The 18,229-nt window shown below is 61.9% G+C and carries 17 protein-coding genes and 1 tRNA gene; 17 read left to right on the top strand and 1 reads right to left on the bottom strand.

The genetic code is table 11. The features are described from left to right. Nucleotide 1 precedes the first annotated feature (1 nt). The 4 genes from NCS02_RS09085 to NCS02_RS09070 all read left to right on the top strand — a co-directional run bounded on the left by NCS02_RS09085 (nucleotide 2) and on the right by NCS02_RS09070 (nucleotide 5,424). Complete coding sequence (locus NCS02_RS09085; RefSeq protein ID WP_008341799.1) at nucleotides 2–1,123, top strand: ABC transporter permease; 1,122 nt, start codon at nucleotides 2–4, stop codon at nucleotides 1,121–1,123. Continuing rightward, nucleotides 1,120–2,718 carry an ABC transporter ATP-binding protein gene (locus NCS02_RS09080; protein ID WP_250496850.1) on the top strand — a complete coding sequence of 533 codons (1,599 nt, stop codon included), beginning with the start codon at nucleotides 1,120–1,122 and terminating at the stop codon, nucleotides 2,716–2,718. Before NCS02_RS09085 ends, NCS02_RS09080 begins: the two co-directional genes overlap by 4 nt. Nucleotides 2,719–2,865: 147 nt before the next feature. Next, on the top strand, nucleotides 2,866–3,522 hold the full coding sequence (locus tag NCS02_RS09075) for a C40 family peptidase (RefSeq protein WP_008341795.1): 657 nt from the start codon (nucleotides 2,866–2,868) through the stop codon (nucleotides 3,520–3,522). 357 nt (nucleotides 3,523–3,879) lie between these two features. Further along, nucleotides 3,880–5,424 (top strand): 2-isopropylmalate synthase, encoded by a 1,545-nt coding sequence (locus NCS02_RS09070; RefSeq protein WP_008341793.1) that lies wholly within the window; start codon nucleotides 3,880–3,882, stop codon nucleotides 5,422–5,424. A gap of 63 nt (nucleotides 5,425–5,487) precedes the next feature. Here NCS02_RS09070 and NCS02_RS09065 read toward each other — a convergent pair whose 3' ends face one another. Next, nucleotides 5,488–6,003: a hypothetical protein gene (locus NCS02_RS09065; protein WP_033535784.1), complete on the bottom strand. Its 516-nt coding sequence runs from the start codon at nucleotides 6,001–6,003 to the stop codon at nucleotides 5,488–5,490. A gap of 195 nt (nucleotides 6,004–6,198) precedes the next feature. On the opposite strand from NCS02_RS09065, the gene NCS02_RS09060 reads away from it, so the two are divergent. The 13 genes from NCS02_RS09060 to nuoF all read left to right on the top strand — a co-directional run bounded on the left by NCS02_RS09060 (nucleotide 6,199) and on the right by nuoF (nucleotide 18,214). After that, nucleotides 6,199–7,488, top strand: a complete 1,290-nt coding sequence (locus tag NCS02_RS09060; RefSeq protein WP_250522987.1) for a branched-chain amino acid ABC transporter substrate-binding protein — start codon at nucleotides 6,199–6,201, stop codon at nucleotides 7,486–7,488. A gap of 160 nt (nucleotides 7,489–7,648) precedes the next feature. Further along, a complete protein-coding gene (gene rpsO / locus NCS02_RS09055; protein WP_008341789.1) occupies nucleotides 7,649–7,918 on the top strand; it encodes a 30S ribosomal protein S15 in 270 nt (89 codons plus the stop codon). A gap of 363 nt (nucleotides 7,919–8,281) precedes the next feature. Beyond that, nucleotides 8,282–10,420: a polyribonucleotide nucleotidyltransferase gene (pnp, locus tag NCS02_RS09050; protein WP_008341788.1), complete on the top strand. Its 2,139-nt coding sequence runs from the start codon at nucleotides 8,282–8,284 to the stop codon at nucleotides 10,418–10,420. A gap of 190 nt (nucleotides 10,421–10,610) precedes the next feature. After that, a complete protein-coding gene (locus NCS02_RS09045) occupies nucleotides 10,611–11,627 on the top strand; it encodes an NAD(P)H-quinone oxidoreductase (RefSeq protein WP_250522986.1) in 1,017 nt (338 codons plus the stop codon). A 177-nt stretch (nucleotides 11,628–11,804) separates the two neighbouring features. Continuing rightward, nucleotides 11,805–12,578, top strand: coding sequence for a triose-phosphate isomerase (gene tpiA, locus NCS02_RS09040; RefSeq protein ID WP_008341786.1), 774 nt, complete (start codon nucleotides 11,805–11,807; stop codon nucleotides 12,576–12,578). Nucleotides 12,579–12,666: 88 nt separating this feature from the next. Then, nucleotides 12,667–13,044 (top strand): preprotein translocase subunit SecG, encoded by a 378-nt coding sequence (secG, locus tag NCS02_RS09035; RefSeq protein ID WP_175983176.1) that lies wholly within the window; start codon nucleotides 12,667–12,669, stop codon nucleotides 13,042–13,044. A gap of 127 nt (nucleotides 13,045–13,171) precedes the next feature. Continuing rightward, nucleotides 13,172–13,256 (top strand) — tRNA-Leu (locus tag NCS02_RS09030). A gap of 215 nt (nucleotides 13,257–13,471) precedes the next feature. Next, complete coding sequence (locus NCS02_RS09025; RefSeq protein ID WP_008341784.1) at nucleotides 13,472–13,831, top strand: NADH-quinone oxidoreductase subunit A; 360 nt, start codon at nucleotides 13,472–13,474, stop codon at nucleotides 13,829–13,831. A 61-nt stretch (nucleotides 13,832–13,892) separates the two neighbouring features. Further along, nucleotides 13,893–14,372 carry a NuoB/complex I 20 kDa subunit family protein gene (locus tag NCS02_RS09020; protein ID WP_006052903.1) on the top strand — a complete coding sequence of 160 codons (480 nt, stop codon included), beginning with the start codon at nucleotides 13,893–13,895 and terminating at the stop codon, nucleotides 14,370–14,372. A 21-nt stretch (nucleotides 14,373–14,393) separates the two neighbouring features. Continuing rightward, nucleotides 14,394–14,996 (top strand): NADH-quinone oxidoreductase subunit C, encoded by a 603-nt coding sequence (locus tag NCS02_RS09015; RefSeq protein ID WP_008341743.1) that lies wholly within the window; start codon nucleotides 14,394–14,396, stop codon nucleotides 14,994–14,996. Between the two features lie 9 nt (nucleotides 14,997–15,005). Then, nucleotides 15,006–16,259 carry an NADH-quinone oxidoreductase subunit D gene (locus NCS02_RS09010; protein WP_008341742.1) on the top strand — a complete coding sequence of 418 codons (1,254 nt, stop codon included), beginning with the start codon at nucleotides 15,006–15,008 and terminating at the stop codon, nucleotides 16,257–16,259. A 150-nt stretch (nucleotides 16,260–16,409) separates the two neighbouring features. Beyond that, nucleotides 16,410–16,895 (top strand): NADH-quinone oxidoreductase subunit NuoE, encoded by a 486-nt coding sequence (nuoE, locus tag NCS02_RS09005; protein WP_008341741.1) that lies wholly within the window; start codon nucleotides 16,410–16,412, stop codon nucleotides 16,893–16,895. After that, a complete protein-coding gene (nuoF, locus tag NCS02_RS09000; protein WP_008341740.1) occupies nucleotides 16,892–18,214 on the top strand; it encodes an NADH-quinone oxidoreductase subunit NuoF in 1,323 nt (440 codons plus the stop codon). Before nuoE ends, nuoF begins: the two co-directional genes overlap by 4 nt. Nucleotides 18,215–18,229 lie beyond the last annotated feature (15 nt).

Genomic DNA, 18,229 nt, shown 5'->3' with positions numbered 1-18,229 from the left:
TTTGAATCGAGCCGCTTCACCGGAATCGTCACGGCGCGGTGCCAACGGCAGCGATGCGCAACCGCTGCGCGGCGCGGCATCGGTGCCGCCAGGACGGCGCGTATGGCTGCGCTTCAAGCGAAACAGGCTCGGATACTGGAGCCTGATCGTGTTCATCGCGGCGTTCGTCATCAGTCTCGCGGGGCCGCTGTGGTCGAACGACAAGCCGCTCGTCGTGCGCTATCAGGGCCACTTTTACTTTCCGCTCGTGAAGACGTATGCGGAGACGACCTTCGGCGGCGACTTTCCGACGCCCGCCGATTATCTCGATCCGTTCGTGCGCGATCGCTTCAGCGCGCCCGGCAACTTCGCGATCTATCCGCCGAATCACTACTACTACGACACGCTCAACTATTTTTCGAAGGGCTCGAACCCGGCGCCGCCGTCGCGCGAGAACTGGCTCGGCACCGACGATCGCGGCCGCGACGTGTTCGCGCGCCTCGTCTACGGCTTTCGCGTGTCGGTGCTGTTCGCGCTCGTGCTGACGGCGATCGGCACCGTGCTCGGTGTCGTCGCGGGCGCGGTGCAGGGCTACTTCGGCGGCAGGATCGATATCACCGGGCAACGCCTGATCGAAATCTGGAGCGCGTTGCCGGAGCTTTATCTGCTGATCATCTTCGCGTCGATATTCGAGCCGAGTCTCATTCTTTTGATCATCCTGCTGTCGCTGTTCGGATGGATCGGCCTGTCGGATTACGTGCGCGCGGAGTTTCTGCGCAATCGCACGCAGGACTATGTCCGCGCCGCGCGCGCGATGGGTTTGTCGAACTGGCAGATCATCTGGCGGCACGTCTTGCCCAATAGCCTGACGCCCGTCATCACGTTCCTGCCGTTTCGCATGAGCGGAGCGATTCTCGCGCTCACGAGCCTCGATTTCCTCGGCCTCGGCGTGCCGTCGCCGACGCCGTCGCTCGGCGAGTTGCTCGCGCAGGGCAAGGCCAATCTCGACGCGTGGTGGATTTCGCTGTCGACGTTCGGCGTGCTCGTCGCGACGCTGCTCCTGCTGACCTTCATGGGCGACGCCTTGCGCAACGCGCTCGATACGCGTATTTCCGATGCCGTGAAAGCCGGAGGCGGGCAGTGACGGAGCCGCTACTTTCGATCGAAGACTTGCGCGTGCGCTTCGGCGACACGCTCGCGGTCGATGGCGTCAATCTCGACATTCGCGCGGGCGAGCGTGTGGCGCTCGTCGGCGAATCGGGCTCGGGCAAGAGCGTGACGGCGCTGTCGGTGTTGCGCCTCGTGCACGAGGCCGAAGTGAGCGGATCGATCCGCTTCAACGGCGAGGAATTGCTGTCGAAAAGCGAACGCGCGATCCGAGGTCTGCGCGGTTCCGACATCGCGATGATCTTTCAGGAGCCGATGACCGCGCTCAATCCGCTCTACACGGTCGGGGACCAGATCGGCGAGACGATCCGCCTGCACGACGGCACGAGCCCGCGCGAGGCGAGAAAACGCGCGATTGCGCTGCTCGCGCGTACCGGGATCACCGAGCCGGAAAGGCGCGTGGACAGTTATCCGCATCAGCTTTCGGGCGGACAGCGTCAGCGCGTGATGATCGCGATGGCGCTCGCCTGCCGGCCGCGGCTTCTGCTCGCCGACGAGCCGACCACCGCGCTCGATGTGACGATCCGCGCGCAGATCGTCGAATTGCTGCTCGAACTTCAGCGCGATGAAGCCGAAAAGCGCGGCATGGCGGTGCTGCTCATCACGCACGACCTGAATCTCGTGCGGCGCTTCGCCGAGCGCGTCGCGGTGATGGAGAAGGGCGTGCTCGTCGAAAGCGGCACGGTGGAGGCCATTTTCGCGTCGCCGCAGCATCCGTACACGAAGCGGCTCATCGAGAGCAAGCCGAAGCGCAGCGTGCTGCCGGTGCTGCCCATCGCCCCGGTGCTGCTCGATGCGAAGGATGTGTCCGTCGATTACCCGACGCGTCTGCCGGGTTTCGCTGGCTGGTTCCGGCGCGGCCGCTTCAGGGCCGTCGACGACGTCACGCTGACGGTGCGCCAGGGCGAGACGCTCGGCATCGTCGGCGAATCGGGGTCGGGGAAATCGACGCTCGCGATGGCGCTACTCGGCCTGCAGCGCATCTCGAACGGCGCGGTGGAGTTCCAGGGGCGCGCAATCGGCGATTTTCGCGGACGCGAAAAAACCGTGCTGCGCTCGAACTTGCAAGTGGTGTTTCAGGACCCGTTCAGCTCGCTCTCGCCGCGGCAGACGGTGGAGCGCATCGTCGGAGAAGGGCTCGCGCTGCATCGACCGGAACTCGATGCCGCCGCTCGACGGGCGAAAGTGATCGCCGTGCTGCGCGAAGTCGGCATGGAGCGCGCGGCGCTCGATCGCTATCCGCACGAATTCTCCGGCGGACAGCGCCAGCGCATTGCGATCGCGCGCGCGCTCGTGCTCGAACCGAGCATCCTGATCCTGGACGAGCCGACCAGCGCGCTCGATGTTTCCATTCAAACTCAAGTGCTTGCGCTTCTGGCCGATATTCAGAAGAAGCACAATCTTGGTTACGTTTTCATTAGCCATGACCTTCAGGTGATCGGCGCGATGGCTCATCGCGTCGCGGTCATGCGGAATGGTTTTGTCGTGGAGTCGGGGGAAGTAGAGAAGATTTTTGCGAACCCTTCTGACGAATACACAAGAAAGCTTCTGAAAGCATCGCTAGTTTCCTAAAAATCTTTCTTTTTCGCCAATTGGGTGCGCGTCTCAATTGTATTTTTCTATTTCTTTTGACAGTTAAATACTTTATGGCTAGTATCCCTCCAAACTTTCACGTATCTCCCTGATTTAGCAGCTTTTAATTGTAAAACCTACCGACCGATGCAGCCACTAACGATGACTCAGACATGTGCGCGCGCCGCCGCGAGCATGTTAATCGGCCTTCTGATGACAACAACTTCCGGCGCGTTCGCCGATGAAGTCAGCAGTAGCAGCCAAAATGCCAACAACGGCATTTTCTCCAGCAAATCCAGCGATGCAGCAAGCGCAGACGCCGCCAGCAATCCGGGCGGCGCGAAGTCGTTTCTGTCGGGCGTGGCGAGCAAGGCGGGCGACGTCGTCGTCGGCGCGCTCAACATGATCGGCGTGCGTTATCGCTGGGGCGGCAACACGCCGGATTCCGGTCTCGATTGCAGCGGCTTTGTCCGCTACGTTTTCCAGGACACGCTCGGCATGACCTTGCCGCGCCGCGCCGAGGAAATGAGCCGGGTCGGCGAGAAAGTGACCGTCTCCGATCTGAAGCCGGGCGACCTCGTGTTCTTTAATACGATGCGCCGCTCGTTCTCGCACGTCGGCATCTATATCGGCGACAACAAGTTCGTGCATTCGCCGTCGACCGGCAGCACGATCCGTGTCGACGACATGGAAGACGGCTATTGGGAAAAGCGTTTTCAGGGCGCGCGTCGCATCGAGAACGCGCAAGTCGGCGACGGCGCGGAACTGCGCCAGCGCGTGAGCGCGTCGATCGGCGGTTACTGATCGTCTGTCGGCATCGAAAAAAGCCTGCCTCCTTTGCGGACGCAGGCTTTTTTGTTTTGCGTTCGGGCGCGAGGTAAAGTCAATCGGCGCAATCGGAAAGCCTCATTGCACAGGTCATCAAAAGTCGTTATAGTTTTTGAATGAACTTTTTCACGTTCCCCTTCTCGTTGTTTCCGGCTAGTGCGTCGCTACGCGCACTATCGCTGCTAGCGCGCCTACCGCGCTGATCCTTCACGCCTCCCGTCTGCTCGTCCATTCAGGTTTTCGACGCCAGCGGTGGCGCGAACACCCGAATTCCCTTTTGAGTTTCGTCTCGATATCTCCAACAATCGATAAATCTCCCCACAGGAGCCCAACATGGCAGCAGACAAGTTGATCATCTTCGACACGACCTTGCGCGATGGCGAGCAGTCCCCCGGCGCGTCGATGACGAAGGAAGAGAAGATCCGCATCGCGAAGCAACTGGAACGCATGAAGGTCGACGTGATCGAGGCGGGCTTCGCGGCCAGCTCGAATGGCGACTTCGACGCGATCCACACCATCGCGGGGCTCGTGAAGGACAGCACGGTCTGCTCGCTCGCCCGCGCGAACGACAAGGACATCCAGCGCGCCGCCGATGCGCTCAAGCCCGCCGGCCAGTTCCGTATCCACACGTTCATCGCGACCTCGGCGCTGCACATGGAGAAGAAGCTGCGCATGACGCCGGAGCAGGTCTACGACCAGGCGCGTCTCGCGGTGCGTTTCGCGCGTAAGTTCACGGATGATGTCGAATTCTCGCCGGAAGACGGCAGCCGCTCGGATATCGATTATCTCTGCCGCGTGCTCGAAGCCGTGATCGACGAAGGCGCGCGCACCATCAATATCGCGGATACGGTCGGCTACGGCGTGCCGGAACTCTACGGCAATCTCGTCAAGACGCTGCGCGAGCGCGTGCCGAACTCCGACAAGGCGATCTGGTCGGTGCATTGCCACGACGACCTCGGCATGGCGGTCGCGAATTCGCTCGCGGGCGTGCAGATCGGCGGCGCGCGTCAGGTCGAATGCACGATCAACGGTCTGGGCGAGCGCGCGGGCAATACGTCGCTCGAAGAAATCGTGATGTCGGTGAAGACGCGCAAGGATTACTTCGGCCTCGATCTGGGCATCGACACGACGCAGATCGTGCCGACCTCGAAGCTCGTCTCGCAGATCACCGGTTTCGTCGTGCAGCCGAACAAGGCGGTCGTCGGGGCGAATGCGTTCGCGCACGCTTCGGGCATCCATCAGGACGGCGTGCTGAAGGCGCGCGACACCTACGAAATCATGCGCGCGGAAGACGTGGGCTGGAGCGCGAACAAGATCGTGCTCGGCAAGCTGTCGGGCCGAAATGCGTTCAAGCAGCGTCTGGAAGAACTGGGCGTGACGCTCGAATCCGAAGCCGATGTGAACGCGGCATTCGCGCGCTTTAAGGATCTCGCTGACCGCAAGGCCGAAATCTTCGACGAAGACATCATGCAGATCGTCTCCGAGGAATCCGCCGAGGCGCAGGCGAAAGAGCACTTCCGCTTCGTGTCGATGAAGCAGCATTCGGAAACCGGCGAGCAGCCGCAAGCGAAGGTCGTGTTCGCGGTGGAAGGCACCGAAGTCACGGGCGAAGCGCGCGGCAACGGTCCGGTCGATGCGACGCTGCACGCGATCGAATCGAAGGTCGAGAGCGGCGCGGAGCTCGTGCTGTATTCGGTCAACGCGATCACGACCGGCACGCAGGCGCAGGGCGAAGTCACCGTGCGTCTGTCGAAGAGCGGTCGCATCGTGAACGGCGTGGGCACGGATCCGGACATCGTCGCGGCGTCGGCGAAGGCGTACATCGCCGCGTTGAACAAGCTGCATTCGAAGGTCGAAAAGCTCAATCCGCAGCTTTGATTCGATCGGTCGAAACGCAAAAAAGCCCTCTTCGCGAGGGCTTTTTACATGGCGTCGATGCGCTCAGAACAGATTGCGCCGATCCGGATCGTGCAACGGATCGGGCGTTTTCTGCGTCATGCGCAAGATGCCCTGCTCGTCGAAATAGAAGTTGTACATCAGATACCAGATGTTCGCCTCCATGTAGCGATAGGTCCAGACTTCGCGCTTCATCAGCGGAAAGTACGACGTCTCCACGGGCCGCCCGAAGTTCACGAGCACGTCCTGCCTCGTCCAGGTGCCGATCTGCGCCTTGTAGAACTCGTTTTCGTCGAGCACTTGCCGAACATTGACGATCTTGCCGGAAGCGTCGATATCGGCGGCGGTGGTGAATTCGCCGAGCGGTTGCGTCGGCCACATCAGCCGCTTGCCGCCATTGGGCAGATCGTAGATTTCGCGCGGCGGGCCGAGGCGGGCGGTGATCGTCGAGGCATCCGCGCCAGCCTGATAGTTCTGCCACGGCTGCGCGCAGGCGGACAGAAGGAGCGCGACCCCGGCGCATGTCAGCGATGCGCGCATGCGGTTGAGTATATGCAGCATTGAAGCCTCCACGTGCTTGCTCCTCGCGGCGGCGAGCAGCGTTTGTTCGATGTTTCCCGTGATTTTGACATGCGCGCGCGGCAAAGCATTCTCCGATACGTCGCGGCATTCAAGCCGATGTGTCGGCAATCGCGACTTGCGCGGGGCGCGCGCTGCAGCCTATGATCCGCGCTTTCGGCGGATCGGCGGAAACTCATGAAGAACGGAACCAGCGCGCGCGCGATGCAATGGCTGCGCATCGCGGCATCGGCGTGTCTTGCCTTGTCCATGACGGCGCGGGCGGCCGAATTGCCACCCATCAAGCTCGCGCTGATCGAAGGCATGTCCGGCCCGTTCGCGAACGCCGGCGCAATGGTCGAGCGCAATCTGCGTTTCGGCGTCGAGCGCGTGAACGCGCAAGGCGGCGTGAAGCTCGCGGACGGCGCGCATCCGCTGCAACTCGTCGTGCTCGATGGCAAGGGCAGCAGCGAGGCGAGTCTCGTGCAGCTGCGTGCGGCGATCGACGAGAAGATCGGCTTCGTCATGCAGGGCAATAGTTCGGCGGTGGCGGCGGCGCTCGTAGCGGCTGTCGACCGCCAAAACGCTCGCGAGCCGGATCGCCGCGTGCTGTTCCTCAATTATTCCGCCGACGATCCCGCGCTCACCAACGACGCGTGCAGTTTCTGGCATTTCCGCTTCGACGCGCACGCCGGCATGCGGATGGATGCCCTCGCCGATGCGCTGAAAGACGATCGCGCGGTGAAGAAGGTTTATCTGCTCAATCAGGATTACAGCTTCGGCCACGACGTGAGCCGCGAGGCACAGCGCGCGCTCAAGGAGCGGCGCCCTGACATCGCGATCGCGGGCGACGAATTTCATCCGATCGGGCGCGTGAAGGATTTCGCGCCTTACATCGCGAAAATCCGCGCGAGTGGAGCGGACGCGGTAATCACCGGAAACTGGGGCAACGATCTGACGCTTCTCGTCAAAGCCGCGCGCGAGCAGGGGCTCGACACGAAGTTCTACACGTTCTACGGCAACAGTCTGGGCGCTCCGGCCGCGCTCGGCGATGCCGGCGTGAAGCGCGTGATCGCCGTGGCGGACTGGCATCCGAACGCGGGCGGCGCTGCGTCGGACGCGTACTATCGCGCGTTCAGAGCCCGCTATCCTGCCGCCGCGGACGATTACCTTGTCGCGCGTATGCCGCTGATGGTAGAAATGCTCGCCGCCGCGATGACGCGCGCAAAAAGCGCGGACCCGCTCGCGGTGGCGCGCACGCTCGAAGGCATGAAGTTCGGCGGCGAAGGCTTCCACCCGATGACCGTGCGTGCCGAAGATCATCAGGTGATCCAGCCCCTTTACGTCATGGAAATGGACAAGGCGGGAACGAAAGGCGTCGCGCTCGATAACGAAGGCTCGGGCTACGGCTTCCGCACGCTTCTGAGCGTCCCCGCCGACAAGACCGCGCAACCGACGACGTGCCGCATGTCGCGCCCGCCGCGCTAAGGCGCCGATTCGCCCCGCGCAGAAGTGCTTCGGCGAGACATTGCACTGTGCTATACTCTGCGCTTCGTTTTTGGCGCATTGCCAAAAACGATTCACTTTTTGTAAATCCACGGCACGGCCTTTCTTCCGTGACCGCCTGTCTGTATCAAAGGAAAAGCAAATGTCCGTAGCAGAAATCAAGAAATCCGACATCGTCGCTGAATACGCACGCGGCGCAAACGACACCGGTTCTCCCGAAGTGCAAGTCGCACTGCTGACGAGCCGCATCAACGAACTCACCGTCCACTTCAAGTCGCACTCGAAGGATCACCACAGCCGCCGCGGTCTGCTGCGCATGGTGAGCCGTCGTCGTAAGCTGCTCGACTACCTGAAGGGCAAGGACGCGGATCGTTATCGCTCGCTGATCGAAAAGCTGGGTCTGCGCAAGTAATTGGCGCCAAGCGTGGCTTTGCGGCCAACGTCCTAATGAAGTGCCTGTGTCAGTCCGCTGATACAGGCACTTTGTTTTTGTGCGTTTCGGTCGCGAAGTGGTGCCCGATCGTGTTTTCGGCAATCGGCGCCCGGAGTTGCCACGCAGTCGGAAGTTTCGGCAGTTCATAAGCTTTATCCCGGATGAGTCCATCCGGTCCGACACTCGGTCCAGCCTCGCAGCGGAGCTTTGTGTCATTCCAGCGCGACGACGTTCATCGAAACGCATCGCGCTGGAATGGCATAACACACCTCTCAAGCGTGGCTCCGGACCTTCCCGCACGCGCCAGTCGACCGGCGCGGCGCAAACGTAGAAGGAGTCGAAATGTTCAATAAGATCGTCAAAGAGTTCAAGTGGGGACAGCACAACGTCCGCCTCGAAACGGGTGAAATCGCCCGTCAGGCGAGCGGCGCGGTGATCGTCGATGTCGAAGATACCGTCGTGCTCGCAACCGTCGTCGGCGCGAAGACCGCCAAGCCGGGCCAGGACTTCTTCCCGCTGACCGTCGACTACCTCGAAAAGACCTATGCCGCCGGCAAGATCCCGGGCGGCTTCTTCCGCCGCGAAGGCCGTCCGTCGGAAGGCGAAACGCTGATTTCGCGTCTGATCGACCGCCCGCTGCGTCCGCTGTTCCCGGAAGGCTTCTATAACGAAGTTCAGGTCGTGATCCACGTCCTGTCGCTGAACCCGGATGTTCCGGCCGACATTCCGGCGCTGATCGGCGCGTCCGCCGCGCTCGCCGTGTCGGGACTGCCGTTCAACGGTCCGGTCGGCGCGGCACGTGTCGCGTACATCAACAACGAGTACGTGCTGAACCCGACGCGCCCGCAGATGAAGGAATCGGCGCTCGATCTGGTCGTCGCGGGCACGGAGCGCGCGGTGCTGATGGTCGAATCGGAAGCGCAGCAGCTCTCCGAAGAAGTGATGCTCGGCGCGGTCGTTTTCGGCCACGAGCAGATGCAGACCGCCATCGACGCGATCCATGAACTCGTGCGCGAAGGCGGCAAGCCCGAGTGGGACTGGCAGCCCGCGCCGAAGAACGAAGCGCTCATCGCGCGCGTCACGGAAATCGCCAAGCCGGAACTCGAAGCGGCTTATCAGTTGCGCAACAAGCAGGCGCGCTCGGCCAAGCTGAAGGAAGTCTACGCGGCGACGTCGGCGAAGCTGGCGGAAGAAGCCGCGACGGGCGGCACGGTCGCGGCCGATGCGGCGACGGTCGGCAACGTCCTGTTCGATATCGAAGCGAAGATCGTCCGCACGCAGATCCTGAACGGCGAGCCGCGCATCGACGGCCGCGACACGCGCACCGTCCGTCCGATCGAAATTCGTACGGGCGTATTGCCGCGCACGCACGGCTCGGCGCTCTTCACGCGCGGCGAAACGCAGGCGCTCGTCGTCGCGACGCTCGGCACGAAGGGCGATGAGCAAAGCATCGACGCACTCGAAGGCGAATACCGCGAGCGCTTCATGCTTCACTACAACATGCCGCCGTTCGCGACGGGCGAAACCGGCCGCGTCGGTTCGCCGAAGCGCCGCGAAATCGGCCACGGCCGTCTGGCGAAGCGCGCGCTGGTCGCGTGCCTGCCGAGCGCCGACGAGTTCGGCTATTCGATTCGCGTCGTGTCGGAAATCACTGAATCGAACGGTTCGTCGTCGATGGCTTCGGTCTGCGGCGGCTGCCTCGCGCTGATGGACGCCGGCGTGCCGATGAAGGCGCACGTCGCGGGCATCGCGATGGGCCTGATCCTCGAAGGCAACAAGTTCGCGGTTCTGACCGACATCCTCGGCGACGAAGATCACCTCGGCGACATGGACTTCAAGGTGGCCGGCACGTCGCAGGGCGTCACGGCGCTGCAGATGGACATCAAGATCCAGGGCATCACGAAGGAAATCATGCAGGTCGCGCTGGCGCAGGCCAAGGAAGGCCGCATGCACATCCTCGGCAAGATGACCGCCGCCGTTCCGACGACGAACACGGAACTGTCGGACTACGCGCCGCGCATGATCACCATCAAGATCAATCCGGAGAAGATCCGCGACGTGATCGGCAAGGGCGGTTCCGTGATCCGCGCGCTGACGGAAGAAACCGGCACGACCATCGACATTTCGGACGACGGCGTCGTGACGATCGCGAGCACGAGCGCGGAAGGCATGGCCGACGCGAAGAAGCGCATCGAGAACATCACGGCGGAAGTGGAAGTCGGCCAGGTCTACGAAGGCCCGGTGCTCAAGCTGCTCGATTTCGGCGCGATCGTGAACATTCTGCCGGGCAAGGACGGTCTGCTGCACATCTCCGAGATCGTCAACGAGCGCGTGAAGGACATCAACGACTATTTGAAGGAAGGCCAGATCGTGAAGGTCAAGGTCATCCAGACGGACGAAAAGGGTCGTGTGCGTCTGTCGGCGAAGGCGCTTCTGAACGAAGGCGCGCAGCAGGCAGAACCGACGCACCCGCAGCAGTAATGCGGTAATGTGTAGACGGCCGGCCGCTTCAGCGAGCCGGCCGTTTTCATGTATGACGCTTGGGACGCTATGCATTGTCCGACGCGTCATCGGACTCGATGGCAGTGTGTGGAGCGCGGATTGCTTCGAGGCGCGCGCAGTGCCATCCGGTTCGGATGCACACTAACTCTGGGCGGCACAGGGAGAGCATATGAAGGCCATCGAAATCACTGAGTTCGGCGCACCCGAAGTTCTCAAACTCGGCGAGCGTCCGACGCCTGCGCCGGGCAAGTGCGAGGTGTTGATCAAGGTGGCCGCTTCCGGCGTCAACCGGCCGGACGTGTTCCAGCGCAAGGGCGCTTATGCGCCGCCGCCGGGCGCGTCGGATCTCCCGGGGCTGGAGGTTGCCGGTGAAATCGTCGATGGCGATTTCGATCCGAAGCACAACCCGTTCGGTCTGAAAAAAGGCGATCGCGTGTGCGCGCTGCTCGCGGGCGGCGGATACGCCGAATACGCGGTGGCCCCGCTCGAACAGTGTCTGCCGGTGCCGAAGGGTCTGTCGGACATCGAGGCGGCATCCTTGCCGGAGACGTTCTTCACGGTGTGGAGCAACGTGTTCGAACGCGGTCAGTTGGGCGCGGGCGAGAACGGCGAGGAAGAAACGCTGCTCGTGCAGGGCGGGTCGAGCGGCATCGGCGTGACGGCGATTCAGATCGCCAAAGCGCTCGGCTTTCGCGTGTTCGCCACGGCCGGCACCGATGGAAAGTGCCGCGCGTGCGAAGCGCTCGGCGCGGAGCGGGCGATCAACTACAAGACGGAAGATTTCGTCGAAGTAGTGAAGTCGCTGACGAACGATCGCGGCGTCGACGTCATTCTGGATATGGTCGCTGGCGACTATCTCCAGCGCGAGCTCAAGGCGCTTGCCGACGGCGGGCGCATCTGCGTGATTGCGCTGCTCGGCGGCGCGAAGGCGGAGATCAATCTGAACGACGTGCTGCGCCGGCGTCTCGTCATCACGGGTTCGACGCTGCGTCCGCGTCCCGTCGCATTCAAGGCGAAGCTCGCGGCGAAGCTGAAGGAGCGCGTCTGGCCGGAAATCGAGGCGGGGCGCATCAAGCCGGTGATCCATCAGGTGTTCCCGGCGCGCGATGCAGCCGCCGCGCACGCACTGATGGAAAGCAGTACGCACGTCGGCAAGATCGTGCTCGACTGGCGCGACGACGCGTGAAATTCGCCGGCAGCGAGCGTTTCATGTTGCGGCTCGCTTTTGATGGTTTGACCGGTTTCGTCGTAACACAGTAAAATCGCCTGTTTTGCAGGCAGTTTGCGGTTCGTAGCGGTTCATTCTTATAACAGGGCGGCTGACCACGTGCATGCAACAAGCCGCCACCGACTGACGAGACATATGTCCAGAGAACGAGCGAAACTGGTGGTGGGCAACTGGAAGATGCACGGCCGCATCGGAGAAAATGCGACCTTGCTGATCGAGGTCGCCGCGGGCGCATCGGCTTTGCAGAAGGGCGTGAGCGTCGGCGTGTGCGTGCCGTGTCCGTATCTCGCGCAATCGCAAGCGCTGCTCAGCGGCTCGGTGGTGCGCTGGGGCATTCAGGACGTGTCGGCGCATACGGGCGGTGCGTTCACCGGCGAAGTCGCGGCCGAGATGGCGGCGGACTTCGGTGTCACGTACGCGATCGTCGGGCATTCGGAGCGACGCGCGTATCATCGCGAAAGTCCGGAACTCGTCGCGTCAAAAGCGCAGCGCGCGATCGAAGCGGGCCTTACGCCGATCGTCTGTGTCGGCGAGACGCTGGAAGAACGTGAGGCGGGCACGACGGAGCGGATCATCGGCACGCAGCTCGAAGCCGTGTTGCAGGCGCTCACGGAAGAGCAGGCGGCGGGCATCGTGGTCGCGTACGAACCGGTCTGGGCGATCGGTACGGGCAAGACCGCGCGGCCGGGGCAGGCGCAGGATGTTCATGCGTTTCTGCGTCACAAGCTGCTGGAGAAGGGCGCAACGGTTGCGAACGTGCCGCTCTTGTATGGCGGCAGCGTGAAGCCGGAAAACGCGGAAGAGCTGTTCGGGCAGAAAGACATCGACGGCGGGCTGATTGGCGGCGCGTCGCTGAAGTCGAAAGATTTTCTGGCGATCTGCCGGGCGGCGCAAACCGTGACGCATTGAGCGTCGAACGGCGAGCGGGCAGGGCAGGCGAAAGAGCATAGTGCGACACGAAGGTGTCACGGAAACATCAGGAATCGGGTGAGTTGAAATGCTGTATTTGAAGACATTGATTATCGTCGTTCAGTTGCTGTCGGCGTTGGGTGTAATCGGCCTCGTGCTGCTCCAGCACGGCAAGGGCGCGGACATGGGCGCGGCGTTCGGCAGCGGCGCATCGGGCAGTCTGTTCGGTGCGACGGGTTCGGCCAACTTTCTGTCGCGTACCACGGCCATTCTCGCCGCGATCTTCTTCGTGACGACGCTGGCGCTGACCTATCTCGGAAGCTATAAGCCGCAGACGTCCGCGGGTGTGTTGGGCGGTGCGGCTCCTGTGCCGGCATCGGCTCCGGCCGTGGCCGCATCAGGAGCGTCTGCGCCTGTGTCGGCACCGGTTGCATCGTCGGCGCCGGGCGCTGACGTGCCCAAATAACGACGGAACAGATTTTTCGCGGATTTTGCATTTTGTGCGTTGAACAATTCCAAGGGCCCAGTTATAATTCAAGTCTTGAAGCGATTCGCGGCAATTAAGAAGTAGTTTTCCCGGATTGCAGTACAGTGCCGACGTGGTGAAATTGGTAGACACGCTATCTTGAGGGGGTAGTGGCGAAAGCTGTGCGAGTTCGAGTCTCGCCGTCGGCACCAAAGTTATCCAATGCCAGCCGCTTGCATCGCTTCGGCTGGCATTGTCACTTCTGGAGTACGCTTAGGTTTTTGCGGCGGCATCGACAACATCAAAGCGGTTGTCACGTTGTGCTGATATCGTGAGCGGTCCCAAGTGATATCTCCTGCCGGGTGGTCCGTCCCGGCTGAAGCGCCCCAATCAATTACAGGCCACATCTACCGATCTGAGGATAGCCTTGAACCTCGCACCCTATTACCCCGTCTTCTTGTTTCTTCTGGTGGGCCTTGGTTTAGGTATAGCGTTGGTCAGCATTGGCAAGATCCTCGGTCCCAACAAGCCCGACACCGAGAAAAACGCGCCGTACGAGTGCGGCTTCGAAGCGTTCGAAGACGCGCGTATGAAGTTCGATGTGCGTTACTATCTCGTCGCGATTCTTTTCATCATTTTCGACCTTGAGACGGCGTTCCTGTTCCCGTGGGGTGTTTCCCTGCGCGATATCGGCTGGCCTGGTTTCATCGCGATGATGATTTTTCTGCTCGAATTTTTGCTCGGTTTCGCCTACATCTGGAGAAAGGGCGGACTCGACTGGGAATGACAGTTAGATCACCGGATTCATGGGCGGCTTTGGCTGGCTGCTCATCTGGAGTGGAAAACAAATGAGTATCGAAGGGGTCTTGAAGGAAGGCTTTGTCACCACCACGGCTGACAAGCTCATCAACTGGACGCGCACCGGCTCCCTGTGGCCGATGACGTTCGGTCTCGCATGCTGCGCGGTCGAAATGATGCACGCGGGCGCCGCCCGTTACGACCTGGACCGTTTCGGCGTGGTGTTCCGCCCGAGCCCGCGCCAGTCGGACGTGATGATCGTCGCCGGCACGCTCTGCAACAAAATGGCGCCCGCGCTTCGTAAGGTGTACGACCAGATGGCCGAGCCGCGCTGGGTCATCTCCATGGGCTCGTGCGCGAACGGCGGCGGCTACTATCACTATTCGTATTCCGTCGTGCGCGGCTGCGACCGGATCGTCCCGGTCGACGTCTACGTTCCCGGTTGTCCTCCGACCGCCGAGGCGCTGGTCTACGGCGTGATCCAGTTGCAGGCGAAGATTCGCCGCACCAACACCATCGCCCGTCAGTAAGGGCCTGAGTCTCCCCAAACTATGGCAAGCAAACTCGAGACCCTCAAAGCGAACCTCGAGACGGCGTTTGGCGGCCGTCTCCAGAGCATTACCGAGTCGCTGGGTCAGGTGACGGTCGTCGTCAAGGCGGCCGACTATCTGGACGTCTGCAAGCAGTTGCGCGATGACCCGTCGCTGCGCTTCGAGCAGCTTATGGACCTCTCCGGCGTCGATTATTCGACGTATGGCGACGGCGTCTACGACGGTCCCCGTTTCGCGGCAGTCAGTCATCTTCTCTCGATCACGCACAACTGGCGCGTGCGCGTGCGCGTATTCGCTCCGGACGACGAAGTGCCCATCGTGGCTTCGGTGGTCGATATCTGGACGTCGGCGAACTGGTACGAGCGCGAAGCGTTCGACCTCTATGGCATCGTATTCGAAGGCCATCCCGATCTGCGCCGCATTCTCACGGACTATGGTTTCATCGGTCATCCGTTCCGCAAGGACTTCCCGATTTCCGGCTACGTCGAAATGCGCTACGACCCGGAAGAGAAGCGCGTGGTGTACCAGCCCGTGACGATCGAACCGCGCGAAATCACGCCGCGCGTGATTCGCGAAGATCGCTATGGCGGTCTGAAACATTAAGAGAACGCCATGGCAGAGATCAAGAATTACACGCTGAACTTTGGCCCGCAGCACCCGGCAGCGCACGGCGTGCTGCGCCTCGTGCTGGAACTCGACGGCGAAGTGATCCAGCGCGCCGACCCGCACATCGGTCTGCTGCATCGCGCGACCGAGAAGCTCGCCGAGACCAAGACCTTCCTGCAGTCCGTGCCGTACATGGACCGTCTCGACTATGTGTCGATGATGGTCAACGAGCACGGCTACGTGCTCGCTATCGAGAAGCTGCTCGGCATCGACGTGCCGATCCGCGCGAAATACATCCGTGTGCTGTTCGACGAAATCACGCGCGTGCTGAACCATCTGATGTGGATCGGCTCGCACGCGCTCGACGTCGGCGCGATGGCGGTCTTCCTTTACGCGTTCCGCGAGCGCGAAGATCTGATGGACGTCTACGAGGCGGTGTCGGGTGCGCGCATGCACGCGGCGTACTATCGTCCGGGCGGCGTCTATCGCGATCTGCCGGACGCGATGCCGCAATACAAGGCGTCGAAGATCCGCAACGCGAAGGCGCTCGACAAGATGAACGAGAACCGTCAGGGCTCGTTGCTCGACTTCATCGAGGACTTCTTCAATCGTTTCCCGGGCTGTGTCGACGAGTACGAAACGCTGCTCACCGACAACCGCATCTGGAAGCAGCGTCTCGTGGGCATCGGCGTGGTGAGCCCGGAGCGCGCGTTGCAGATGGGCTTGAGCGGCGCGATGCTGCGCGGCTCGGGCATCGAGTGGGACTTGCGCAAGAAGCAGCCGTACGAAGTGTACGATCAGCTCGACTTCGACATCCCCGTCGGCGTGAACGGCGACTGCTACGACCGCTATCTGGTGCGCGTGGAAGAAATGCGCCAGTCGACGCGCATCGCCAAACAGTGCATTGCGTGGCTGCGCAAGAATCCTGGCCCTGTGATGGTCGATAATCACAAGGTTGCACCGCCGTCGCGCGTCGGCATGAAGAGCAACATGGAAGAGCTGATTCATCATTTCAAGCTCTTTACCGAAGGCTTCCATGTGCCGGAAGGCGAAACGTACGCTGCGGTCGAGCATCCGAAGGGCGAGTTCGGCATCTACCTGATCTCGGATGGCGCGAACAAGCCGTATCGCCTGAAGATTCGCGCGCCGGGCTATGCACACCTCGCAGCGCTCGATGAAATGGCGCGAGGCCACATGATCGCCGACGCAGTGACGATCATCGGTACGCAAGACATCGTGTTCGGCGAGATCGATCGCTGATTCATCGGCGCCTGCGCGGTCGGCTCGCCGAGCCGCTGCGCAAGAAACGCGAAAGCAATAACAGGAACCCGCAGGAACGCCAGGTCTGCCGCAATACGAAGGGCGCGGCAGGTTTTCGTTCGGTAGGAATTGAAAGAGTCGTGTCTGAAAATGATCTCAGCTGAAGGCCTGAAAGAAATCGATCGCGCGGTCGCGAAGTATCCCGCCGAGCAAAAGCAATCGGCGGTGATGGCGGCGCTCGCTGTCGCTCAGGAAGAGCATGGTTGGCTCTCGCCCGAAATCATGCAGTTCGTGGCCGATTACCTGAGCATGCCGCCGGTCGCGGTGCAGGAAGTCGCCACGTTCTACACGATGTACGAGCTGAAGCCGGTCGGCAAGCACAAGATCACGCTCTGCACGAATCTGCCCTGCCAGCTCGGCCCGGATGGCGGTTCGGACAGCGCTGCCGAATATCTCAAGCAGAAGCTTGGAATCGATTTCGGCGAGACCACGCCCGACGGCAAGTTCACGCTGAAAGAAGGCGAGTGCTTCGGCGCGTGCGGCGATGCACCTGTGCTGCTCGTGAACAACCATCGCATGTGCAGCTTCATGAGCCGCGAGAAGATCGACCAGTTGATCGAGGAACTTTCGAAATGACGTCACTCCACGATCGTCACATCAAGCCGCTGATCCTCGCTGGCCTCAATGGCGAGAACTGGCATCTCGAAGATTACGTCGCGCGCGGCGGCTACAAGCAGTTGCGCCGCATTCTCGAAGAAAAGATTCCACCCGAGCAGGTGATCGCCGACGTCAAGGCGTCGGGTCTGCGCGGCCGCGGCGGCGCGGGCTTTCCGACCGGCCTGAAGTGGAGCTTCATGCCGCGTCAGTTTCCGGGGCAGAAGTATCTCGTCTGCAATTCGGACGAAGGCGAGCCGGGCACGTTCAAGGATCGCGACATCCTGCGCTGGAATCCGCACGCGCTGATCGAAGGCATGGCCATCGGCGCGTATGCAATGGGCATCACCGTCGGCTACAACTATATCCACGGCGAGATTTTCGAGGTCTATCGCGTGTTCGAAGCGGCGCTCGAAGAAGCGCGTCAGGCCGGCTATCTGGGCGCGAACATCCTGGGCTCGGGTTTCTCGTTCGAGCTGTACGCGCACCATGGTTACGGCGCGTACATCTGCGGTGAAGAAACCGCGCTGCTCGAATCGCTCGAAGGCAAGAAGGGCCAGCCGCGCTTCAAGCCGCCGTTCCCGGCGAGCTTCGGCGTGTACGGCAAGCCGACCACGATCAACAACACCGAGACGTTCGCGGCGGTGCCGTTCCTGCTGGAAATCGGCCCGCAGAATTACCTCGAGATCGGCAAGCCGAACAACGGCGGCACGAAGATTTTCTCCGTCTCGGGCGATGTGAACCGTCCGGGCAACTACGAGATTCCGCTCGGCACGCCGTTCTCGACGCTGATGGAACTGGCGGGCGGCGTGCGCGGCAAGTCGATCAAGGCCGTGATTCCGGGCGGCTCGTCCGCGCCGGTCGTGCCGGGCGACATGATGCTCGCGACCGACATGGACTACGACTCGATCGCGAAGGCCGGCTCGATGCTGGGCTCGGGCGCGGTCATCGTGATGAACGAAACGCGCTGCATGGTGCGCTCGCTGTTGCGCCTGTCGTACTTCTACTATGAAGAGTCGTGCGGCCAATGCACGCCGTGCCGTGAGGGCACGGGCTGGCTGTATCGCGTCGTGCATCGCATCGAGCACGGTCTCGGCCGCAAGGAAGATCTGGATCTGCTGAACTCGGTCGCCGAGAACATCATGGGCCGTACGATCTGCGCGCTCGGCGATGCAGCGGCGATGCCCGTGCGCGGCATGCTCAAGCACTTCTGGGACGAATTCGAATATCACGTCGAGCACAAGCATTGTCTCGTCGGCGGGCACGCGCATCACGCGCCGTCCGAAGCGCTTACCGCGTAATCAGGCGCGCAGTCA

This window comes from Caballeronia sp. NCF2 (assembly GCF_023631205.1).
Classification (GTDB): domain Bacteria; phylum Pseudomonadota; class Gammaproteobacteria; order Burkholderiales; family Burkholderiaceae; genus Caballeronia; species Caballeronia zhejiangensis.
Note: the sequence above shows the minus strand (reverse complement) of the source record. Positions and strands in the feature narration are given on the sequence as shown.